Here is a 19,409-nt window from a genome sequence, read left to right on the forward strand (position 1 = left end):
CAGCGCCGCGGTGCTCGCACACCGGACGGAGCGTTTGTGCGAGCACCGCGGCGTTTGGGCGAGCACGACGAACCCTCGTGTGCCGGGTGCTCCGACGGGGCCCCGCCCGTGACCGGCCACCCTGCCTTGTCCGGCTTGCTCAGCCTGCGACGAGCAGGCCGGTGAGGTACATGACGAGCGCGCCGCCGGCGAGGCCGCCGATCACCGGCGCGTCGAGGCTGCGGCCGGCGGCTCCGCGCAGCAGCGGCGTGATCTGTACGGCGACCTGCGCGATGGCGCCGATCCCGAGGCCGAGCAGGAACGCGGCCTGGGCGGGGGTGGTGACGGTGGCGCCGAGCACGGTGCCGAGCATCGCGGGCGCCCCGGCGACCAACCCGAGCCCGAGGAGCCGGCTCGGAGTGGCCCGTTGCCCGGTGAGTGGTGCGACGACGGCGATGCCCTCGGTGGTGTTGTGCACGGCGAACCCGACCAGCAGAGCCGTCCCGAGGGCCAACTCCCCGACCGCGAACGCCGAGCCGACCGCGAGCCCCTCGCCGAGGTTGTGCAGGCCGATGCCGATGGCGATGAGCAGCGCCAGGTGCGGCCCGGTGGCGCCGCGGCGCGGGATGCGGTCGACGGCGGCCAGCGCGAGGAACGCGAGCGCGGCACCCAGGGCGACCAGGGCGACCCCGCCGAACGCGCCGCCGGTCGCGGCGGCGAGGTCGGACCCGTCGATCGCCGCGTCGACGGCGAGGAACCCGAGCAGCCCGACGGTGAACGCGAGCAGCACCCGCGTGGCGGTCGGCCCGGCCCGGCGCAGCACCGGCAGCGCGGTCATGCCGAGCAGCACCGGGACGATCCCGATGAGCGCGCCGAGCAGCGCCATCCGCCCGAGGGAGGGGGCGTCGACGGCCGGGGTGGCGACGGCGACCGGGATCTCGTGTTCGATGACCAGCCCGGTCGAGGTGAGCAGCCCGACGCGGTAGGGCATGCCGTCCTGCCAGGGGTAGTCCAGGCGGAGCGTGGCCGTCCCGAGCCGGTCGATCGGTTCGGTGCCGCCGGCCACGTCGACGAACGAGTCGTCGACGGTGACCTGGGCGACGGTGACCGGGTCGGGGCCGGTGTTGCGGACGGTCAGCTCGATCGTGCCGGGGTGAAGGACGGTCCGCTCGACGGTGAGCTCCTCGACCGGCGGCCCGGTGCGGGCCGGAAGCACGGCGGCCCCGAACACGGCCAGCGCGGCCAGCCCGGCGGACACCACGGCGAGGACGCCGGCCACGAGGGCCCAGCGCGGGGCGCGGGCGATGGCTTTCTGCAACATCTGCTCAGCACCCCTACTCGGTGACCTCGAAGTAGCCCATCCAGCCCAGCTCGGCGAACTCGGTCTTGTGGGCGTGGAACATGTAGCGGCCGGGATGCGGGAAGCGCACCTCGCAGATCCCGCGCTGGCCCTGGCCCTGGACGACGGTGTCGGTGAAGTCCGCCGGCTCCAGCCGGGTGCCGGTGGGGTAGTACTCGAAGAAGTTGCCGTGCAGGTGGAAGCTGTTGATCGGGTCGTACTCCAGCACGTTGACCAGGTAGATCCGGACCAGCTCGCCGCGGCGCACCCGGATCGGTTCGTGCGCGTAGTGGAACGGGATGCCGTTGACCGCGTAGAGCTGGTTGCCCTCGCCGTCGAACGTGGTGTTGTAGCCGTGCTGGACCAGGACCAGCTCGTCCGCGGCCGGCCGCCCGCCCGGCGGGTCGATGATGAACGTGCCGTACATCCCGCGGGCGATGTGCTCGGCCAGCGGCCCGACGTGGCAGTGGTAGAGGTGCAGCCCGAACGGTTCGGCGTCGAACTCGTAGGCGAACTCCTCGCCGGGCGAGATCACCCCCCGGCCGATCATCGGGACGCCGTCCATGTCCGCCGGGTGGATCCCGTGGAAGTGCATGGTGTGCGGGTGCTCCGACGCGTTGCGGAAGCGGACCCGGAGCCGGTCGCCGGCCCGGCAGCGCAGGGTCGGCCCGGGGATGCGCCCGTTGAAGGTCCACGCCGGGAACCGGGCACCGGGGGCGACCTCGATCTCCTGGTCCCGGGCCACGACATCCCACTCCCGCAGCGTCCGGCCGTCGGACAGCTGCGAGGTGCGCCCGTAGTCGAAGTCGCGCAGCAGTTCGCTCGGGTGGAAGCCGTTCGCGGCGTGGTCGACGACCTGGCCGGCGCGGAACGTCGCCCCGTTGATCCCGCCGCCGTGTCCCGAACGGTCCGGTGGGGTGCGCCCGCCTTCGTGTGCCTGGGCGGCCCCCGGGGCCAGCGTCCAGCCCAACGCGCCGACCCAGGCGGCGGCACCCGCGCTCCCGGCAAGGAACCGCCGCCGCGACGTCGCCGCGCTCACCGCTCCTCCCGGCCGTGCACCAGTGCGGCCAGCCGGTCGCTCAGCGCCTGGCGGCGGCCGCCGATGGACAACCAGAGGGGGCCTCCGAAGGGTTCGTGTTCGTGCATCTCGACGGTCACCCCGGGCTGCACTCCGAGGTCGGCGAGGTAGCGCAACGCCGCGCTGTCCCGGTCGTAGACCCGCTCCACCCGGAACCGGGTGCCCGGGCGGACCTGGTCCAGCCGTTGCCCCCAGGACTCGACGTGGTTCCCGCCGAGGGAGGGGATCGGGTCCCCGTGCGGGTCCAGGGTGGGGTGGCCGAGCAGCTCGTCGATCCGGGCGAGCAGCCGGTCGGACACGGCGTGCTCGAGCACCTCGGCCTCGGCGTGCACCTCGTCCCAGGGCACGTGGAGCACCTGCGCCAGGAACGCCTCGAGCAGCCGGTGCCGCCGCACCATCTGCTGCGCGTGCCGGGCGCCGTGCGCGGTCAGGGCAGCCAGGTGGTCCTCGGTCCGGTGCACCAGGCCGTGCGCCTCCAGCCGCTTCAGCATGCTCGACGCCGTCGGCGGCGTCACCGCCAGCTCGTAGGCCAGCGCCGAGGTGCTCACCGGCGACCCTCGCCCGGCCAGCACGAAGATCGTCTTCAGGGTGTCCTCGACGGCATCGGTATGCGTCAGGTCGCAGCACGACGGATGACGTCGTTCGGCTGCACCGCGCGTGCTGAGTTCCGGCATTAGAGACCTCTAAGTGCAGGAGGAAGAGTGCTCGAACGTCTCGATACGGTAGGTGTTCGCACTTCGTTTCGACGTCTCACATTGAGAATCCCCGCACGCTCCCCAGGGATGGGTCCCGCGGCGGCCAGTCGCGAGATCGGTGCCCGCCCAGCGCAGCGCTCCTCGACGGGAACAGCGCGACGAACCTCATTCCACCGCGGCCGTCGGGTGCTGATCCTCTACGGTCGTCCTCGGCAGGCAGGGCGGGCAGCGGAGGAGGGGAAGCGTGGAGGCCAACTCGAGCCGCTGGCACGAGATCACCCCGTCGTCGTTCGCCCACGAGCAGGCCGCGCTGCGCTACGTCCGGGATCTGCTACCGGACCGACATCCCTACCAGGCGTGGTCGAACTTCACCTTCATCTCCGACCACGGCCACATCCGCGAGGTCGACCTGCTCGTGGCCGCGCCCACCGGCCTGTTCCTGATCGAGATCAAGAACTACCGGGGTGGGCTCACGAACAGCGGCTCGACGTGGATCCTCACCGGCGACCGGTCCCGCTCCTTCGACAACCCGCTCCCGCTCGCCGACCAGAAGGCCAAGGAGCTCAAGAGCCTGCTCGGCCGGGCCGCCGCGAAGGACCGCAGCATCCGGATGCCGTTCGTCCGCGGCTGCGTCTTCCTCGCCGAACCGCAGATGACGTGCGCTCTCGATCCCGAGCAGCGCCACCACGTCTACGTACCCGATGAGAGCCGCGCCGCCGGGACGCTGGGGCGTATCGGGGCCGGTCTGCTGCTCGCGCCGGTGACGCACGCGCCGCCGCCACCGGAGTTCCTGTCGGCGCTGCCGCGGCTGCTGCAGAAGGTGGGCATCCACCGCACGCGGCGCAGCGTCGCGGTCGGCCCGTGGCAGGTCGAGCCCCGGCCGTATGACTCCGGTCCGACGTGGCAGGACCACCATGCGTCCCGCGAGGACCTGCCGGGCGCCTACCGGCGTATCCGCATCTACCTCCATGAACGGCAGGCCGACCCGGAGGCCCGCACGTCGGTGCGACATGCGGCGCAGCGCGAGTTCCTTGCCGCGCAGGGCATCGAGCATCCGGGCCTGCTCGTTCCGCGTGAGCTGCTCGACCACGAGATGGGCCCCGCGCTGGTGATCGACCAGCACGCCGAGGCGAGGCGGCTCGATCACTACATGACGGGTGAGGGCAAGGCCCTCGATCTGCCCGCCCGTCTCGGGCTCGTCCGGCAGCTCGCCGAGGCCGTGGGCTACGCCCACGACCGGCGCCTGGTGCACCGCGCGCTGTCCCCCCGCGCGATCATCGTCGAGCCGGGGGAGCAGGGGTGGTCGGCACCACGGCTGCGGATCGGGGAGTGGCAGTCGGCGGCCCGCGGGCTCTCGTCGACGAGCACCACGCATCGGGTCGAGCCGACCACGCACGCCGGTCGCCACGTCGAGGCCGCCGCAGGCCCCTACCTGGCCCCGGAGTTCACCGGCGAGGTCGACGGCACGGTCGGCATCGACGTCTTCGGCCTCGGCGCCACGGCGTATCTCCTGCTCACCGGGGGTCCGCCGGCGGAGGGGCGGTCCGAGCTGATGGAGCGGCTGGCCGCGGAGGGCGGGCTGCACCCGTCGGTCGTGTTCGACGCGATCCCGCCGGACGTCGACGCCCTGGTGGCGCTGACGACCGCACCGCGGGTCTCGGATCGCCCGGACGTCGAGGAGTTCCTCGTCGAGCTCGACCGGGCGATCGGCAATGCGCAACCGCAGGATCAGCCCGTCGACCCGTGGGACGCACAGGTCGATGCGGAGCTGCCCGACGGCTACCGGGTGCGGCGGGTGCTGGGAACGGGCGCGACCGCCCGCGCGTTCCTCGTCGAGCGCGACAGCCTGGAGTCCGTGCTCAAGGTGGGCCGCTCGGCCCAGGCGGAGGAGCGGCTCGGCGACGAGGCGATCGTCCTGGAGGGGCTGCGCCACGAGCACCTCGTGCTGCTGCGGCGCGGCGTTTTCGAGCTGGGCAGCCGGCATGCGATCGAGATCGACTACGCCGGCGACCAGACGCTCGCGCAGCTGCTCCGCGCCGAGGGCGCGCCGGTGCCCGACCAGCTGCAGCGGTTCGGCGACCAGCTGCTCGACGTCGTCGACTACCTCGGCAGGCGGGAGACGTTCCACCGCGACATCAAGCCCGACAACCTCGGCGTGCGGCGGCATCCCAAGCGCGGCCCGGCCCTGGTCCTCTTCGATTTCTCGCTCGCCGGCGCGAGCGCCTCCGACGTCCTGGCGGGGACCCGGGGCTACCGCGACCCGTTCCTCGGCACCGACCGTCGTCCCACCTACGACGGCGCCGCCGAGCTGTACGCGGTCGCGGTCACCTTGCACGAGATGGCGAGCCTGGAGCTTCCCCTGTGGAGCGAGGACGGGACCGACCCGCGGTTCGCCGACGAGGTGACGATCTCCTCGGAGCTGTTCGAGGCCGGGCTGCGCGAGCCGTTGACCGCCTTCTTCCGGCGGGCGCTGGACCGCGACGCCGACGAGCGCTACCCGACGGCCGGGGCGATGCGGCAGGCGTGGAACCGCGTGTTCACGGCGATGGACGAGCAGGCGCCGGCCCGCACGTCCCACTCGTCCACCGAGGACCCGAAGGAGATGCGGGAGGAGGCGGCCTCGGCCGCGACGGCGGACACCGCGCTCGACGCCGCCGGTCTGTCGCTGCGGGCCGTCGCGGTGGCCCAGCGGCTCGGCGCGAGCACGGTCGGCGAGTTGATGCAGATCTCGACCCGGGATCTGTGGCGGGCGCGGGGGCTTGCCCGCAGCACCCGGCTCGAGCTCGTGAACCGGACGACGTGGTGGCGCAGGAATCTGCTGACGGCCGCGCCGGGCCCGGTCCGCGCGCCGGTCCCGGACACGGGGGACGGCCTGCCGCCCACGTTGGACGCGATCGTGGCCGGGCTACTTCCCGCCCCCACCAAGCGGGGCGCCGACCAGCGCGAGCTCACGCGTCTCCTGCTGGGTCTGCCCGGCGACGACGGCACCCTGCCTGCCGTCCGGTGGCCGACGCTGGCCGACGTCGCCGCGCCGTCGGGCCTGACCCGCGCCCGGATCAGCCAGATCGTCGGCAAACGACGGATCGAATGGGCCGCGGTCGCCGCGGTCGACGGCGTCCGCGAGGACCTGGCCGCCCAGCTGCGGGCGCTCGGGCGGGTCGCCGCCGCGAGTGAGCTCGTCGACCAGCTTCTGATCACCCGTGGCTGCGACCGCGAGGAGGACCCGCAGCGCCGCCGGGCGTACGGGTACGCCGTGCTGCGCGCCGCCTGCGAGACCGACTCGATCGCCGAGAGCCCGATGTTCGCGACGCGCAGGCATCGCGATCGCGTCCTCGTGGCGCTGCAGGTCGGCGACGAGGAATCACTGGAGACGCCCAGCGACGCGCAGCTGCTGGACATGGCGGTCGAGCTGTCCGACGAGGCGGTGCGGCTCGCGAGCCTCGATCCGCTGCCGACTCCGGTGGCGGTGGTGCGTGCGCTGGAGACCGTGGCGCGCAGACATGATCAGGTTCCGGCGGAGCGGCGGCTCGTGCAGCTCGCCGCGGCGGCGTCGGGCACCGTCCTGGCGAACGCGCGGCTGGAGCTGTATCCGCGCGATCTCGACCCGATCCGGGCGCTGCGGCTCTCCCAGGCCGGGGCGGGTGTCCCGGACAACGGGCTGAAGCCGGACGCCCTCGTGCGGCGGGTGGCCGCCCGCTTCCCGGGGCTGGCGGCCTTGCCGGAGGGGCTGGAGTTCGTCCGGCTGCTGCGCGAGGCCGGCTTCGACCTGCGGTGGGACGGCGACCTCCTCGTCCCGCCCCGGACCGTCGCGTCCAGCAGTTCGTGGCGTTCGGAGACGTCGACGGGCGGCGCAGCCGTGGCCGCTGCGCCGGCGGGCGAGAGCGGGCCCGAGGCCCGGCTGCGGTACGTGCTCGAACACGGTGGCGTCCGGATGGTCACCGTCCGGCGGTCCCGGTGGGCGGCGTGCCGCCGGCATGTGGCCGGACTCGTCGGAGCCGAGGTCGTCGACGCGTCGGCCGCGTTCGTCTCCGCGTTGCGGGAGATCGCGCGGGAGCGGCGGATCGCCGACTTTGGTGTCGTGCTGCGGGCCGACGCGCCCGACGCGGACCCGCGCGCCCGGGCGAACCTGCAGCGCGTGGTGGACGAGGCCTGGGTACGGCTGCGCGACGGGTGGGACGCGGCGGATGTCCTTGTGCTCGATGCGCTGACGCCGTTCGGTCGCTACCCGGGCGGCGTGGCGGTGCTGGACCGGCTGCTCGACGCCGCCCGCCGCGCCGGCCGGGACGGCGGCCCGCGCACCGTCGTGTTGCTGTGTCCCGCTCAGGACGAGCAACAGGCCCCGCGGATCGGGGCGCAGGCGGTCGGGCTCACGACCGCGGAGGAGTGGATCGTCGCGCCCGCGCGGTGGACGGCGGCCGCAACGGTTGCGTAGAGCTTCGGCCGGTGACCGATCTCTAGGCGCCCTTCTCACCGGTGTCGGCAATAATCACCGGTGAGGAGGCGGACGTGGTCGGCGGCAGGTTGATGGAGCTGAGGGTGGAGAACTTCCGCTCGGCCCGCTCAACGTTCTCGTCGGACCGAACGGCTCGGGCAAGACGAATGTGCTCGACGTTTTCCGGTTCCTTGCCGACGTCATCCGCACTGACCTCGAACCCGCACTCATGTTTCGTGGCGGCTATGACGAGTTCGTGTTCCGCGGCGGAGAGAAGACGCCCACCTTTATGAAGATCGCGGTCAAGGCCTCGTGGACGACTCACAGTCATGCCGGGCTCCCGATGAGTACCAGCTGCGGATTGAGAATCGGCCTGGACGGAATCTCTCGCGCAAGGAAACGTTCACCTTCAAGCGGACGCAGGGGCGCGGCCGTCGGATCACGATCACCGGCGAGAAGGCGGTCCTGAGCAACATCGGGCCGGACCAGGTCGAGGTCCCGCAGCGAAGTATCGGACTGCGGCGACTCAGCAGCGGGCTCTCGACCCTGCCCCGCCTCTCCGACACGGGCACATCGATACGCCGTCGGGGACGAACCGCTCGTGGACTCGGCTCCGACATGATGTCGGGCAGTGCTGCGCCGATCACCTGAGACGTGGTCGGCGAAGAGCACATGATCCGGCTCTGGAAGCAGACCCTGGGCTGGACCGCCCCGAAGATCCGCTCACCCGAAGCCGCCGACCGCTGGACCTGGCTGATCATCACCGCGCACACCCGGCTACGGCTGGCCCGCCCGCTGGCGGTCGATCTGCGCCGGCCCTGGGAGAGACCGCTGGCGCCGGAGCGGCTGACCCCCGCCCGGGTCCGCCGAGGATTTCGCTGCCTGCGGCAGAAGACCACCCAGCCGGCCAGCGCGCCGAAACCCTCCCGACCCGGACCCGGACGCCCGCCCGGCGCCAAGAACCAGCACCGCGCCGCCCGCTATGCCGTCGGCAAGAGCGCCAAACCAAACGCCATCGACAGCTGCGACCCGCAGGTCAGCGGTTAAACGTCAAGCTGAGGCGCCGGGCGTTCTGCCTACCGGCTGATGCGCTCGCGGGTCGTTGCCCGCCTCCGCCGCGGTGGACGATCTCAGCACTGGTAGCTGAAACCTGGGACGTCTCGGTGCTCGCCTCAGAACGTCTCCCAGCCAGGGCCGCTCATCGGCTCGTACCCGACTGGCGCCCGGCCGTCGAGCCGGGCCAGGAGTCGCAGGTGCGCCGGTGCCTCCGGTCCGTTGACGTGCTCGACGGTCACCGCCACGGGACCGCTGCGCTGCAGAACGCGCAGGTGCTCCAGCAGTAGATCGGGGACGTAGCCGAGCGGCTGCCCGGTGCGGGTGCACACGCGCACGGCATCGGAGTTGATCGGGTTCTCGGGCTCCTCCTGTAGGACGAGCCGCTCTCCCGGCGAGAGCTGCGGCAGGCGGCCGCCGGTCACGTGCCGGATTCCGTGGACCAGGAACAGGCACGTCGTGGAGCCGTCGGACTCGACCCGCGGGATCGGGAACACCTGAACGGTGTCTCCGGTGCTGCGACCTCCGGAGCGAGCGAGCTGCTCCCAGGGGGACGCGTCCCGCGCGAGGTGTAGCTGATCGAGGAACTCGCCGAAGTCGGTCGGCGGGCGCTCATGATTCGCTGAGAGAACAACGGGAACAGGTGCTCGGACGTGTAGGTCCGGCTCCACTCCGGGAAGCTCAGGAACGGGAGGAAGCCAGGTGTCTGCGTCGCCGGCGCAAGTACCGGAATCGATAACTGCCATCCGCTGACAGCTCCAGAAGCCCGACGGGCGCGATGAGCCGCGTCTCGGGGTTCTGCCAGGCAACGATCAATCTGCCGGACGAGCCCCTGGCCTCGCCGGCGGCTGACCTCGAGCCGGAGAAGGGCGCCTCCAAGAGCCCGGCCGCCACGTCAGTCGTCATGAAGCAGCCTCCTCCGGTGGATGTCGAGCACTCCGATGATGAACTTAGCCGTCGGCTCCGACAGCCGCGGGATACTTCTCACGACGTCCTCGATCTCATCCTGTTCGATGTCGCGCAGACGGCCGGTCCAGTAGCGGCGATCTCGTTCGCCCACCAGGTCGAGGGCCTGATGAGCGGTCGCCACCAGTGTAGGGATCTCGCTCTTGGGGCGGCCCCGCGGGTTCAGGCGGCCTTCCTGGTAGTTCGGCACGACCGTGCCCCTCAGTTCGGACCCCAGGACTCGGCTCCAGCCGTCGGAGATGACGTTGCGTGAGATCGCGCCTTCCTCTCCGTCGTGCACGGCGAGCCGCACCTCGGCGCAGGGGACGCCGAGCAGGCGACCCAGTTCGCTCACGATCTTCTCCGCCCAGTCCTCGCCCTGGCGGTGCCCATGTTGCGGGATGACGACCGGTTTGTAGAGCCAGTCGCGCTCTCGGCTGAGTGAGTCCTTGGGTGCGCCGGGCTCCCGCAGCCAGAGTTTTCGGTCGCGGCCGATCGGCTCGACGTTGACGACCTCCCACGCCGAAACGTCCACAATGGGAAAGTTCCGGATCATGAGGGCAGCGTACGGAGACAACCGTTCGAATCCGATCGCCATGGGCCGCAGCGGTGCCCGCTGCTTCCTCCGGCCCGGTGTGCCTGGAACGATCAGCGGTCCCGGCCCGATGAGGTCACCGGGGGCACGGAGGGAGAACCGGATGATCGACTCGAAGGCGCTGCTGGAGGACCTGCGCGGGCAGGTGCGGTTGCTGGAGGTCGATCTGGCCGAGCAGTCGACGGCGGTGCCCGGGTTGGCCGACGTGCTGCGCGAGGAGCATGCGGCCGAGCGCAAGGCGCGGCGGACCGCGGCGGAGTGGCCGGCGTGGCGGGACGCGCGGCTGACCCAGGTCGCGGTCGCGTGGGTGCTGGGCACGGTGTTCCTGCGGTGGAGCGAGGACAACGGGCTGATCGACCCGGTGCTGTCGGGTCCGGGGGAGCGGTTGGCCGTGGCCGAGGACGCCCAGCTGGGGCACTACCGGCGCCATCCCGAGCACCACGACGGCGAATGGCTGGCCGAGCAGTTCGAGGTGCTGCGCAGCACCGACGCCGGGCGGCTGCTGTTCGACCCCGACCACAACCCGATGTACTGGGTGCCGATCTCACACGACGCGGCGAAGAACCTGGTCGCGTTCTGGCGCTCGACCGACGGCCGCACGCTGCGCCACGACCTCACCGACCCCGGGTGGGACACCCGCTTCCTGGGTGACCTGTACCAGGACCTGTCCGAGGACGCGAAGAAGCGCTACGCCCTGTTGCAGACCCCGCGGTTCGTCGAGCGGTTCATCCTCGACCGGACGCTCACGCCCGCCATCGACGAGTTCGGGCTCGACGGGCTGCGGCTGGTCGACCCGGCGTGCGGGAGCGGTCACTTCCTGCTCGGCGCGTTCTCCCGGCTGGTGGAGGCCTGGCGGGAGCAGTCGCCGGGGCTGGACGGCTACGAGATCGTGCGGCGGGCGCTCGGCTCGGTGCACGGGGTGGACACCAACCCGTTCGCGGTGGCGATCGCCCGGTTCCGGCTGCTGGTCGCCGCGCTCAAGGCCGCCGGGGTGACGACGTTCGCCCAGGCCGCCGGGCAGGGCTGGCGGCCGGTGGTGGGCTGCACCGACTCGCTGCGCACGCCGGAGCGGCAGGAGTCGATCGCCGAGGTGGACGCGGCGGTCGGGTACCGGGCGCGGTGGGAGGACGTCGAGGAGTTCGCCGACGAGCGGCTGCTCGCCTCGGACTCGTATCACGCGGTAGTGTGCAACCCGCCCTACATCACGATGAAGGACCCGGAGCAGAACGAGTACTACCGCAAGCGGTGGTCGGCCTGTCACCGGCAGTTCCAGCTCACCGTGCCGTTCGCGCAGCGGATCTTCGACCTGGCCCGGCGCGCCGGGGAGGACGGGCTCGGTGCCGGGTACACCGGGCAGATCACCTCGAACGCGTTCATGAAGCGGGAGTTCGGCACCAAGCTGGTCGAGGAGTTCTTCCCGACGGTCGAGCTGACCCATGTGGTCGACACCTCCGGCGCCTACATCCCGGGACACGGCACACCCACGGTGATCCTCATCGGACGGAGGGCGAAGCCCGATCGGCGCGAGACCGTGCGGGCGGTCCTCGGGGTGCGGGGCGAACCCTCGCAGCCCGCGGACCCGGAGAAGGGTCTGGTGTGGACGGCGATCGAGGCCCAGGTCGACCACCCGGGCAGCGAGAGCGACTGGGTCAGCGTGGTCGACCTCCCGCGCTCACGGCTGGCGAGCCACCCGTGGTCGCTGTCGGGCGGCGGGGCTGTTGAGCTTCTTCAACACCTTGAGAGTGTTTCACCGACCCGGATCAAAACGGTTTGCGAGCTTATCGGCTTTCTTGCGCTGACGCGTGAGGACGATGCATACGTTCTCGACCGGGCTACGGTCAGCAGGCTTGAACTAACGGATACCGCGCATCAATTCGCGATCGGAGCCGAGATACGCGACTGGGCGCACGAGACAGATCTGTATGCGGTTTTCCCCTACTCGGCGAATGGCGAACGAGGGCGGCTCACCTCGGCTGCATTCCACCTTCTATGGCCCAACCGAGTTCTTCTGCTGAAGCGTCGGGCACTATCCGGTTATCATATTGATCGCGGGCTCGACTGGTTCGTGTACTCGGACTTTCATCCACCGCGCTGGCAGGCGTCCCGCTTGATTGCGTTCGCGGAAGTGACGACGCACAACCATTTCGTGCTGGACCGGGGCGGGAAGGTGTTCAAACAGACTGCTCCGGTGATCAAGCTGCCGGCGGAGGCGAGCGAGGACGACCACCTGGCGCTGCTCGGGGTGCTGAACTCGTCGACGGCATGCTTCTGGCTGAAACAGGTATGCACACAAAAGGGCGGTGGTGGCGTCGGGTGTGGCTTCAAGACTGAGCGCTGGGAAGAGCGGTTTGCGTTCAATGGGTCGAACGTCGAGGAGTTCCCGCTGCCCGCCGATCTCCCGTTGAATCGCGGCCGCCAGCTCGACTCCCTCGCCCGGCAGCTGGCCGCCACCACCCCCGACGCGATCGCCGCCACCGCGACCCCGACCCGCGACCGCCTCGCTGCTGCCCGGATCCAGCACGAGCGCCTGCGCGCGGAGATGGTCGCCGCGCAGGAGGAGCTGGACTGGGACGTCTACCGCCGCTACGGCCTGCTGTCGGACACCGAGGCGGCGGAGGTGCTCGGCGACGGTGCCGCCGAACCGCTGAACCTGGGCGAGCGGGCGTTCGAGATCGTCCTGGCCCGCAGGGTCGCGGCCGGCCAGGCCGACACGCAGTGGTTCGCCCGCCACGGCTCCACCCCGGTCACCGAGCTGCCCACGCACTGGCCAGCGGAGTACCGCCGCACGGTCGAGGCACGGATCGCGCTGATCGAGCGGCGCCGGGATCTCGCGCTGATCGAGCGCCCGGAGTGCAAGCGGCGGTGGGCCACGGAATCCTGGGAGCGCCAGCAGGAACGCGCGCTGCGCAGCTGGCTGCTCGACCGGCTCGAATCCCGGGCGCTGTGGTTCACCCCGGACATGAACGGCGAGGAGCAGCCGGCCCCGCAGACCGTGCGCACCCTGGCCGACCGGCTCCGCGGCGACCAGGACTTCGGCTCGGTCGCCGCGCTGTGGGCGGGCGGTGCGCTGGGGCGCCCGGACGCCGACCTCGCCGAGATCGTCGGCGAGCTGATCGACGCCGAGCACGTGCCGTTCCTTGCCGCCTACCGCTACAAGCCGAAGGGCCTGGCCAAGCGCGCGGAGTGGGAGCACACCTGGGCGTTGCAGCGGCGGGAGGACGCGATCGCGGCCCGGCTGGGCCACGACGACGTCACCCACCCGGAGGTCCGGGCGGCGATCGCCACGGAGATCGGGGAGGTGCCGGTCCCGCCGAAGTACGGGTCCGGGGACTTCCTGCGCGGCAGCTACTGGAGCCGGCGGGGCAAGCTCGACGTGCCCAAGGAGCGGTTCGTCTCCTATCCGGGCGCCGGCCGCGACGGTGACGGCAGCCTGCTGCTCGGCTGGGCCGGCTGGGACCACCGGGAGCAGGCCCAGGCGCTGGCGGTGCTGGTCAGCCAGCGCCGCGGGGACGACGGCTGGCCGGCCGAGCGGATCACGCCGCTGCTGGCCGGGCTGGCCGAGGTGCTGCCGTGGGTGCGGCAGTGGCACGCCGAGATCGACCCCGTGTACGGCGCGGCGCCCGCCGACATCTACGACGGATTCCTCGACGCCCAGCTCGGGGAGCTGCACCTGAGCCGCGACCAGCTCGCCGCCTGGCGCCCCGCCGGGCGCGTCGACGTCGCCCCGATGCCGCGGCGGGCAGCCTCGCGCGGCCCGCGCGGCGGTGAGTCGGGCGCGCCCCGTGCGCGGCGTTCACGGTCGGCCCCCGACCCGGAGCACGTCGACGCGGTGCTGACGGCGGCGGCGACCGGACCGTTGTCGAACGAGCAGATCCGCGACCTCACCGGCCTCGACGCCGCCGGTGCGCGAGCCGTCGCGACATACCTGGTGAAGCAGGGCCGGCTCGTCACAACCGGGCAGCGCCGCGGGATGCGCTACGGAAGCTGCCGCACGAGATCCGAGGGTGATGGTTGATCCGAGCCGAACCACCGACCGGCGGCGGCTCGCAGGGCTGCTCGCTCGGCGGCGTCCGGGGTCGCCGAGTCGGACGCCCAGGCCACGTAGCAGTCCGGTCGCAGCAGCAGCGCGGTGGCCTGGCCGGCGCGGCTGTCGTGGCCGGTGAGCTCGGGCCGGGCCGCGACCATGGTGACGCGGTCGTCCCATCCGGTCAGAGCCCCGGCGAGCGAGCTGCCCGTGGTGAGGTCCAGCAGTAGTGGCCGGGCGGTTCGGGTCAGCTCGGCCAGCCGGACGGGCCCCCTCGGCGTGTGCAGGTTCAGCTCCGGAGCGCACCGCCCGACCAACGGATGCGTACGGTCTCGGTCGTGGCCGTCCTGGCCACGCTGGTCGACGCCGGCCATGTCGTAGCGGATGTCGGTGCCGGCGGTGAGCGCGGCCAGCCGCTGCACCGTGCTGCGGTCCTCGAGCAGCTCGCCGAACAGCTCCCGCAGCGCGGTGACGTCGCTACCCGGGGCCAACAGCGCGGACAGCGCCTGTGCGTAGCCGGTGACCCGGCGGGCGGCGAGCTGCCGCTCGGAGTCGTAGCTGTCCAGCAGCCCGGCCGGAGCGTCGCCGCGCAGCTGCGCGGCGAGTTTCCAGCCCAGGTTGAGCGCATCCTGCAGACCCAGGTTGAGGCCCTGCCCGCCGGCCGCGTCCACATGCGCGGCGTCACCGACCAGGAACACCCTCCGGTCGCGGAATCGCTCGGCCCGCCGGTTGTTACCGCCGACCAGGCGGCGCAGCGCGTGCGGTCCGTCCCCGGTCGGTGGCCCCATCGGCACGTCGGCACCCAGCACCCGGCCGACGCTCTCCCGCAGCTCCGCGAGGCTCATCGGGCCGTCCGGGACCGGTCGGTCCCATTCGGTCGTGGCGATCATCGGTGCCCGCCCGGGTAGTGGTGCGTAGGAGAAGGTGCCGTGTTCGGTGCGGATGCCGATGAACGGGGAGACCGTCCCGTGCCCGGGCACATCGAGTCCGCCGGTCGCCGGGTCGAGCCAGTCGTCGGGTACCGAGACGTGTGCCCACCGGCTGGTCGTGCGGTCGTAGCTGACGCCCGGGAAACCGATGCCCGAGAGCTTGCGGGTCATGCTGTGTGCCCCATCCGCCCCCACCAGGTATCGGGCCGGAAGCCGATAGCTCCCGTCCGGGCCCGCGACGTCAACCCCGACGGCGTCGGCGTCCTGGGACAGGCCGACGACGCCGTGGCCCCACCGGATCTGCGCACCGAGCTCGATCGCCCGTTCCGCGAAGAGCTGGACGATCCGGTGCTGCGGCACCGGCAAGGTGTAGATCGGGTTGTCGTCGAGCAGGCCCAGGTCCAAGCCCATCCCGGCGAACATGAAGTACGGCGCCGGTCGGGGCGGCTCCGGGCTGCCGCTGAGGCGTTCGTACAGGCCACGGTGATCGACCATGCGCACGACCTGCCCGAGCAGGCCGTTGGCCTTGGCCTCGTCGCTCGGCTCGGTCAGCCGCTCCAGCACGATCGGCCGGACATCGGCCAACCCGAGCTCGCAGGCCAGCATCAATCCGGTCGGGCCGGCTCCGACGATGACGACGTCGACGTCCATTCGATCGCTCCTCCGGGATCGGGCGGGGTGTCATGGGACCGGGAGGCCGGCCCGAAGCTGCTCGAGCGCGTCCCGCAGGACCGGCCCGAGCGGTGTCGGAGCCTCGGCGCGCAGGCAGTGCTCGATGGCCACGGCGACGGCCGAACCGGCCGCGGCGGCCACGAGAGCGGGGTACAGGTCACGAGCGGGGTCGGTGCCGGTGCGCTCGGCGATCGCCGCGGCCAGCTCGTCCTGAGCCAGCGCATGCGCCCGGGCCAGCTCGCCCTGCAACGCCGGCTCGGTGAGCATCACCCGCACCCCGTCGACCTGCGCAGGGTCGGGCGCGGGCACGGCGTCCAGGTCCTCGTCGGGGGCGAACTGCGCCTCCACCGAGGAGACGAGGGCCTCCCACAACGGCTCGTCGCCCGGGCGGACGCGCAGCTCGTCGGCGATCCGCCGCATCCGGTCCAGGTGCCGGGCGGCGACCGCCTCCGCCTTACCGGAGAAGTAGTTGCGAAACGTCCGCACCGAGACGTCCGCGGCCGCGGCGATGTCCTCCACCGTCACCGCGGCCCACCCGCGCTCCACGGCCAGCCGGATCGCCGCCAGGCTCAACGCCTCGCGGGTCCGCTGCTTCTTGCGCTCCCGCAGCCCGCCGCGGCCGGCATGTCCGCCCACCATGCCGACAAGCCTAAACAGAATATGCCGGATCGGCAATATTGCTGATACGGCAAGATAGGGCGCCGCCGTCGAGAGAGCCGTCGTGTCCGGGGCGGCCGGGGCGCGCGTTCGGCCGGCATCCGGCGGTTGCGGGGTTCGCCTCCGTTTGGTAGCTTCATTCATAAGTTGAAACTTATTTATGGAGTGAGTGGGCATGGCGATCGATCTTGTGGCCACGGCTGGTCTGGTGACTCGGGAGGTCCGTAGCGGCACCCGCGACGGGGTACCCACGAAGATCGCCGTCGCTCGTCGTCGCTACCCCACCGATCAGGCCGATCTCTGGGACGCGCTGACCAACGGTGACCGCATCCCCCGGTGGTTCGTGCCCGTCAGCGGGGATCTCCGCGTCGGCGGCCGCTATCAGGTCGAGGGCAACGCCGGTGGTGTCGTCGAGCGCTGCGAGGAGCCGGAGATGTTCGCCGTGACGTGGGAGTTCGGGCCGATGGTGTCGTGGCTCGAGGTCAGGCTCACCCCGGCCGGCGACGGCACCACCCTCGAGCTGGCCCATGAAGCGCAGGTCGACCCCGACCTGTGGGGACAGTTCGGTCCAGGTGCGGTGGGCGTCGGCTGGGACCTCGGCCTCATGGGGCTGGGTCTCCACATCGAGAGCGGAGCACCGGTCGACCCGGAACTGGCTGCCACGTTCCCCACCTCGCCGGAAGGCGTCGAGTTCGTCCGCCGGGCCGCTGCGGGGTGGGCCGAGGCCGCTGTGATCGACGGCGACGAGCCCGGACCGGCGTACGAGGCGGCAGAACGCACGGTAGCCGCGTACACCACCCAGCCCGAGGACGTTCCCGAGGGCTAGATGGACGAGGTCTTCGATGCGCTCGGCGACCCGACCCGCCGGCAGATCCTGGAGCTGCTCGCCGCGGGTGAGCAGCCGGTGGGGACGGTCGTCGCAGCGCTTCAGGACCGAGCGCCGATCTCGCAACCTGCCGTTTCACAGCACCTCAAGGTGCTCCGCGAGGCCGGGCTCGTCACTGTGCGCGCCGAGGGGCCCCGCAGATTCTACGTCATCGACGGGGCCGGCCTCGATGCCGCCCGTGCCTGGCTCGCCCGGCTCGCCGACCCCCTCGCGCCGTTCGCCCAGCCGCTCGACGCGCTCGCGACCGAGATCGCACGCGGCCGACGGGCCCGTCGAGCTGCTCCCGTCGAGCGGCCCGGACAGCATCCAGGCGACCAGGACAGCCGGCTCGCCTGACCCGTGCAGGACATCCAGTGGCGCCGAACGAGTTAGAACGGTGGTGGGTCGTCGTCGGGGGTGGGTGGGGGTTCGGGTTCCGGTTTCGCTGCGACCGCGGCGGCGGTGAACTCGGCGCGCAGGGCGGCGAGTTCGGTGTCGGTGCGGTAGTCGTAGGGCTCGGTGGTGTAGACGTGCCCGGTCGGGGTGGTCCAGGTGACCCGGCCGTCGGGGTGCAGGGTGGTCTGCCAGCCGGCGTGGTGTTTGAGCTTGTGCCCGTGCTGGCACTTGGAATCGACGTTCGATTCGGCGGTCGGCCCGTCCGGGAACCGGATGATGTGGTCGAGCTCGCAGCCGGCCGCCGGGCGCATACACATCGGTTCGCGACAGTAGCCGTCGCGGGCGCGGATGTGATCGGCCAGGGCGACCGGGGGGTGGTAGGTGGTGCGGCCGTAGTCGAGCAGCGCCCCGGAGGCCGGGTCGGTGAGCAGGCGGTGCCAGACCGCGTCGGCGGCGAGCTCCCGGGCCAGCTCGGCCGGGAGGGTGCCGTAGCCGACCAGCTCGCACGGCTCGTCGGTCTGCCCGGTGAGCGTGGGGTAGGGGACCACGACCTGGATGAGGGGTTTGCCGGGGGTGACCGGGCGCAGATACATCCGGCCTGACCCCGCCTCGGAGGCCCCGGGCCCGGGCGGAGATTCCGGCGTGGCCGTCGCGTCTCCCTCGGGATCCGTGAACTGCTGGTCCGGATCGCTGTTGGTCTCGCCGGTGGTCTGCTCGGCGTCCCCGTTCTCGGGGGCGAGGAGATCGACGTCGGTGCTATCGGTGTCGGGGGCGACGGTGAGTCGGCCGGTGAGCAGGTCGCGCAGCAGGTCGGCGCGGCGGGCATCCATGCCGCGGGAGTCGGCGGCGCCGAGGCCGCGGGCCAGCCGGGTGAGCCACTCGTAGGCCGAGTACGCGTCCGGGGCCGAGAGCAGGGCCCACAGCGAGGCCATGCCGTCCTCGCGGGCCTGCACGGTGACCCGCCGGTCGTGCCGGGCGCGGCGGTGGCGGTTCGCGGCCCCGTCCGGGTCGACCGCGATCACCGCGCGGCGCAGCGCCGCGCGCAGCTGGGCCAGGCTCTGCCCGCCCGCCTTGGGGAGCACCCGGGCGGCCACCGCGGTGGCCTGGGCCGGGTCCAGATACAGGGTGGTCTCGTAGAGGGCGCGGACCTTGGCCGCGTCCAGCTCGCCGCGCTCGTACGCGTCGCGCACCGCGTGCAGGGGGCCGGCCAGGGCGGTGGCCTGGGCGAGCAGGAATGTCGCCCAGCCGCGGGAGACCGCAAGCGCGCAGCCGATCTCGTCGGGGGCGAACCGGCTGCCCACGCTGGGCTCGTTCGCCCGCAGCATGTCCGAGGGGTCGGCGGGGCGGCGGCCGGCGAACTCGGCCAGCAGCCGCGCCTGCCGCGCCCCGGCCCAGGACATCAGCCGGTGAAACCCGGCGATGGTCTCGACCAGCGCGGCGTCGTCCATCGAGGCCGGGTCGGCGGTGCCCAGCTCCAACTCCAGGGCCGCCCACCCGGAGGGCATGAACCCGGCTCCGGCCGGGCGACCCTCGGGTTCGGGCCGGGTCGACGGTGGGTCGACCGCCCAGACTCCCGGGGCGGGGGCGATCCCCGGTCCGGGGGCTTCGCGGCGGACGCTCACCGCCGACCAGGTCTCGAACACATGTTCGAGTATAGTCCATTCGGATCAACCACGCAAATGCATGCCGATCGCCTTGGTCAGTCCTGACCAGGCAGAACCTGCAGCCGTGGCCGAGCCGGTGAACGCAT

General features: G+C 72.1%; 14 protein-coding genes. 6 read left to right on the plus strand and 8 right to left on the minus strand.

Going from position 1 to position 19,409, the window contains the following annotated elements; all coding sequences use genetic code 11:
- Window positions 1-139: 139 nt before the first annotated feature.
- The 3 genes from G567_RS0101595 to G567_RS0101605 are packed head-to-tail and all read right to left on the minus strand — an operon-like array spanning window position 140 to window position 3,070.
- On the minus strand, window positions 140-1,300 hold the full coding sequence (locus tag G567_RS0101595; protein WP_028928583.1) for a ZIP family metal transporter: 1,161 nt from the start codon (window positions 1,298-1,300) through the stop codon (window positions 140-142).
- 13 nt (window positions 1,301-1,313) lie between these two features.
- Window positions 1,314-2,357 (minus strand): multicopper oxidase domain-containing protein, encoded by a 1,044-nt coding sequence (locus G567_RS0101600; RefSeq protein ID WP_028928584.1) that lies wholly within the window; start codon window positions 2,355-2,357, stop codon window positions 1,314-1,316.
- Window positions 2,354-3,070: a metal-dependent transcriptional regulator gene (locus G567_RS0101605; protein WP_051232035.1), complete on the minus strand. Its 717-nt coding sequence runs from the start codon at window positions 3,068-3,070 to the stop codon at window positions 2,354-2,356. The genes G567_RS0101600 and G567_RS0101605 overlap by 4 nt, the downstream gene beginning before the upstream one ends.
- Before the next feature lie 265 nt (window positions 3,071-3,335).
- Between G567_RS0101605 and pglW the strand changes: the two genes are divergently transcribed.
- The 3 genes from pglW (at window position 3,336) to G567_RS26190 (ending at window position 8,570) form a co-directional block, all read left to right on the plus strand.
- The gene (pglW, locus tag G567_RS26185) at window positions 3,336-7,523 is read left to right on the plus strand and encodes a BREX system serine/threonine kinase PglW (protein ID WP_051232036.1); all 4,188 of its coding nucleotides are present in this window, start codon (window positions 3,336-3,338) and stop codon (window positions 7,521-7,523) included.
- 169 nt (window positions 7,524-7,692) lie between these two features.
- Window positions 7,693-7,992, plus strand: a complete 300-nt coding sequence (locus tag G567_RS36990; RefSeq protein ID WP_211223824.1) for a hypothetical protein — start codon at window positions 7,693-7,695, stop codon at window positions 7,990-7,992.
- Between the two features lie 185 nt (window positions 7,993-8,177).
- Window positions 8,178-8,570, plus strand: a complete 393-nt coding sequence (locus tag G567_RS26190; RefSeq protein ID WP_051232037.1) for a hypothetical protein — start codon at window positions 8,178-8,180, stop codon at window positions 8,568-8,570.
- A gap of 125 nt (window positions 8,571-8,695) precedes the next feature.
- Here the strand turns inward: G567_RS26190 and G567_RS34725 are convergent, their stop codons facing one another.
- The gene (locus G567_RS34725; RefSeq protein WP_051232038.1) at window positions 8,696-9,073 is read right to left on the minus strand and encodes an HIRAN domain-containing protein; all 378 of its coding nucleotides are present in this window, start codon (window positions 9,071-9,073) and stop codon (window positions 8,696-8,698) included.
- Between the two features lie 398 nt (window positions 9,074-9,471).
- Entirely contained in the window at window positions 9,472-10,077 is a 606-nt protein-coding gene (locus G567_RS0101625) for a hypothetical protein (protein WP_147200954.1), read from the minus strand.
- 142 nt (window positions 10,078-10,219) lie between these two features.
- Between G567_RS0101625 and pglX the strand changes: the two genes are divergently transcribed.
- Window positions 10,220-14,131 (plus strand): BREX-2 system adenine-specific DNA-methyltransferase PglX, encoded by a 3,912-nt coding sequence (pglX, locus tag G567_RS26200; protein ID WP_084795674.1) that lies wholly within the window; start codon window positions 10,220-10,222, stop codon window positions 14,129-14,131.
- On the opposite strand, the gene G567_RS0101635 is transcribed toward pglX, so the two are convergent.
- Window positions 14,092-15,720, minus strand: coding sequence for an FAD-dependent monooxygenase (locus G567_RS0101635; RefSeq protein WP_028928587.1), 1,629 nt, complete (start codon window positions 15,718-15,720; stop codon window positions 14,092-14,094). The two genes, pglX and G567_RS0101635, sit on opposite strands and share 40 nt — an antisense overlap.
- 30 nt (window positions 15,721-15,750) lie before the next feature.
- A complete protein-coding gene (locus tag G567_RS0101640) occupies window positions 15,751-16,380 on the minus strand; it encodes a TetR/AcrR family transcriptional regulator (RefSeq protein WP_028928588.1) in 630 nt (209 codons plus the stop codon).
- 193 nt (window positions 16,381-16,573) lie between these two features.
- On the opposite strand from G567_RS0101640, the gene G567_RS0101645 reads away from it, so the two are divergent.
- Together G567_RS0101645 and G567_RS0101650 are read left to right on the plus strand one after the other, a co-directional pair.
- On the plus strand, window positions 16,574-17,224 hold the full coding sequence (locus G567_RS0101645; RefSeq protein ID WP_037055272.1) for an SRPBCC family protein: 651 nt from the start codon (window positions 16,574-16,576) through the stop codon (window positions 17,222-17,224).
- Entirely contained in the window at window positions 17,225-17,620 is a 396-nt protein-coding gene (locus G567_RS0101650; protein WP_028928590.1) for an ArsR/SmtB family transcription factor, read from the plus strand.
- Between the two features lie 32 nt (window positions 17,621-17,652).
- On the opposite strand, the gene G567_RS0101655 is transcribed toward G567_RS0101650, so the two are convergent.
- A complete protein-coding gene (locus tag G567_RS0101655) occupies window positions 17,653-19,302 on the minus strand; it encodes a DUF222 domain-containing protein (protein ID WP_028928591.1) in 1,650 nt (549 codons plus the stop codon).
- Window positions 19,303-19,409: the final 107 nt, after the last annotated feature.

Source organism: Pseudonocardia asaccharolytica DSM 44247 = NBRC 16224 (assembly GCF_000423625.1).
Lineage (GTDB): Bacteria > Actinomycetota > Actinomycetes > Mycobacteriales > Pseudonocardiaceae > Pseudonocardia > Pseudonocardia asaccharolytica.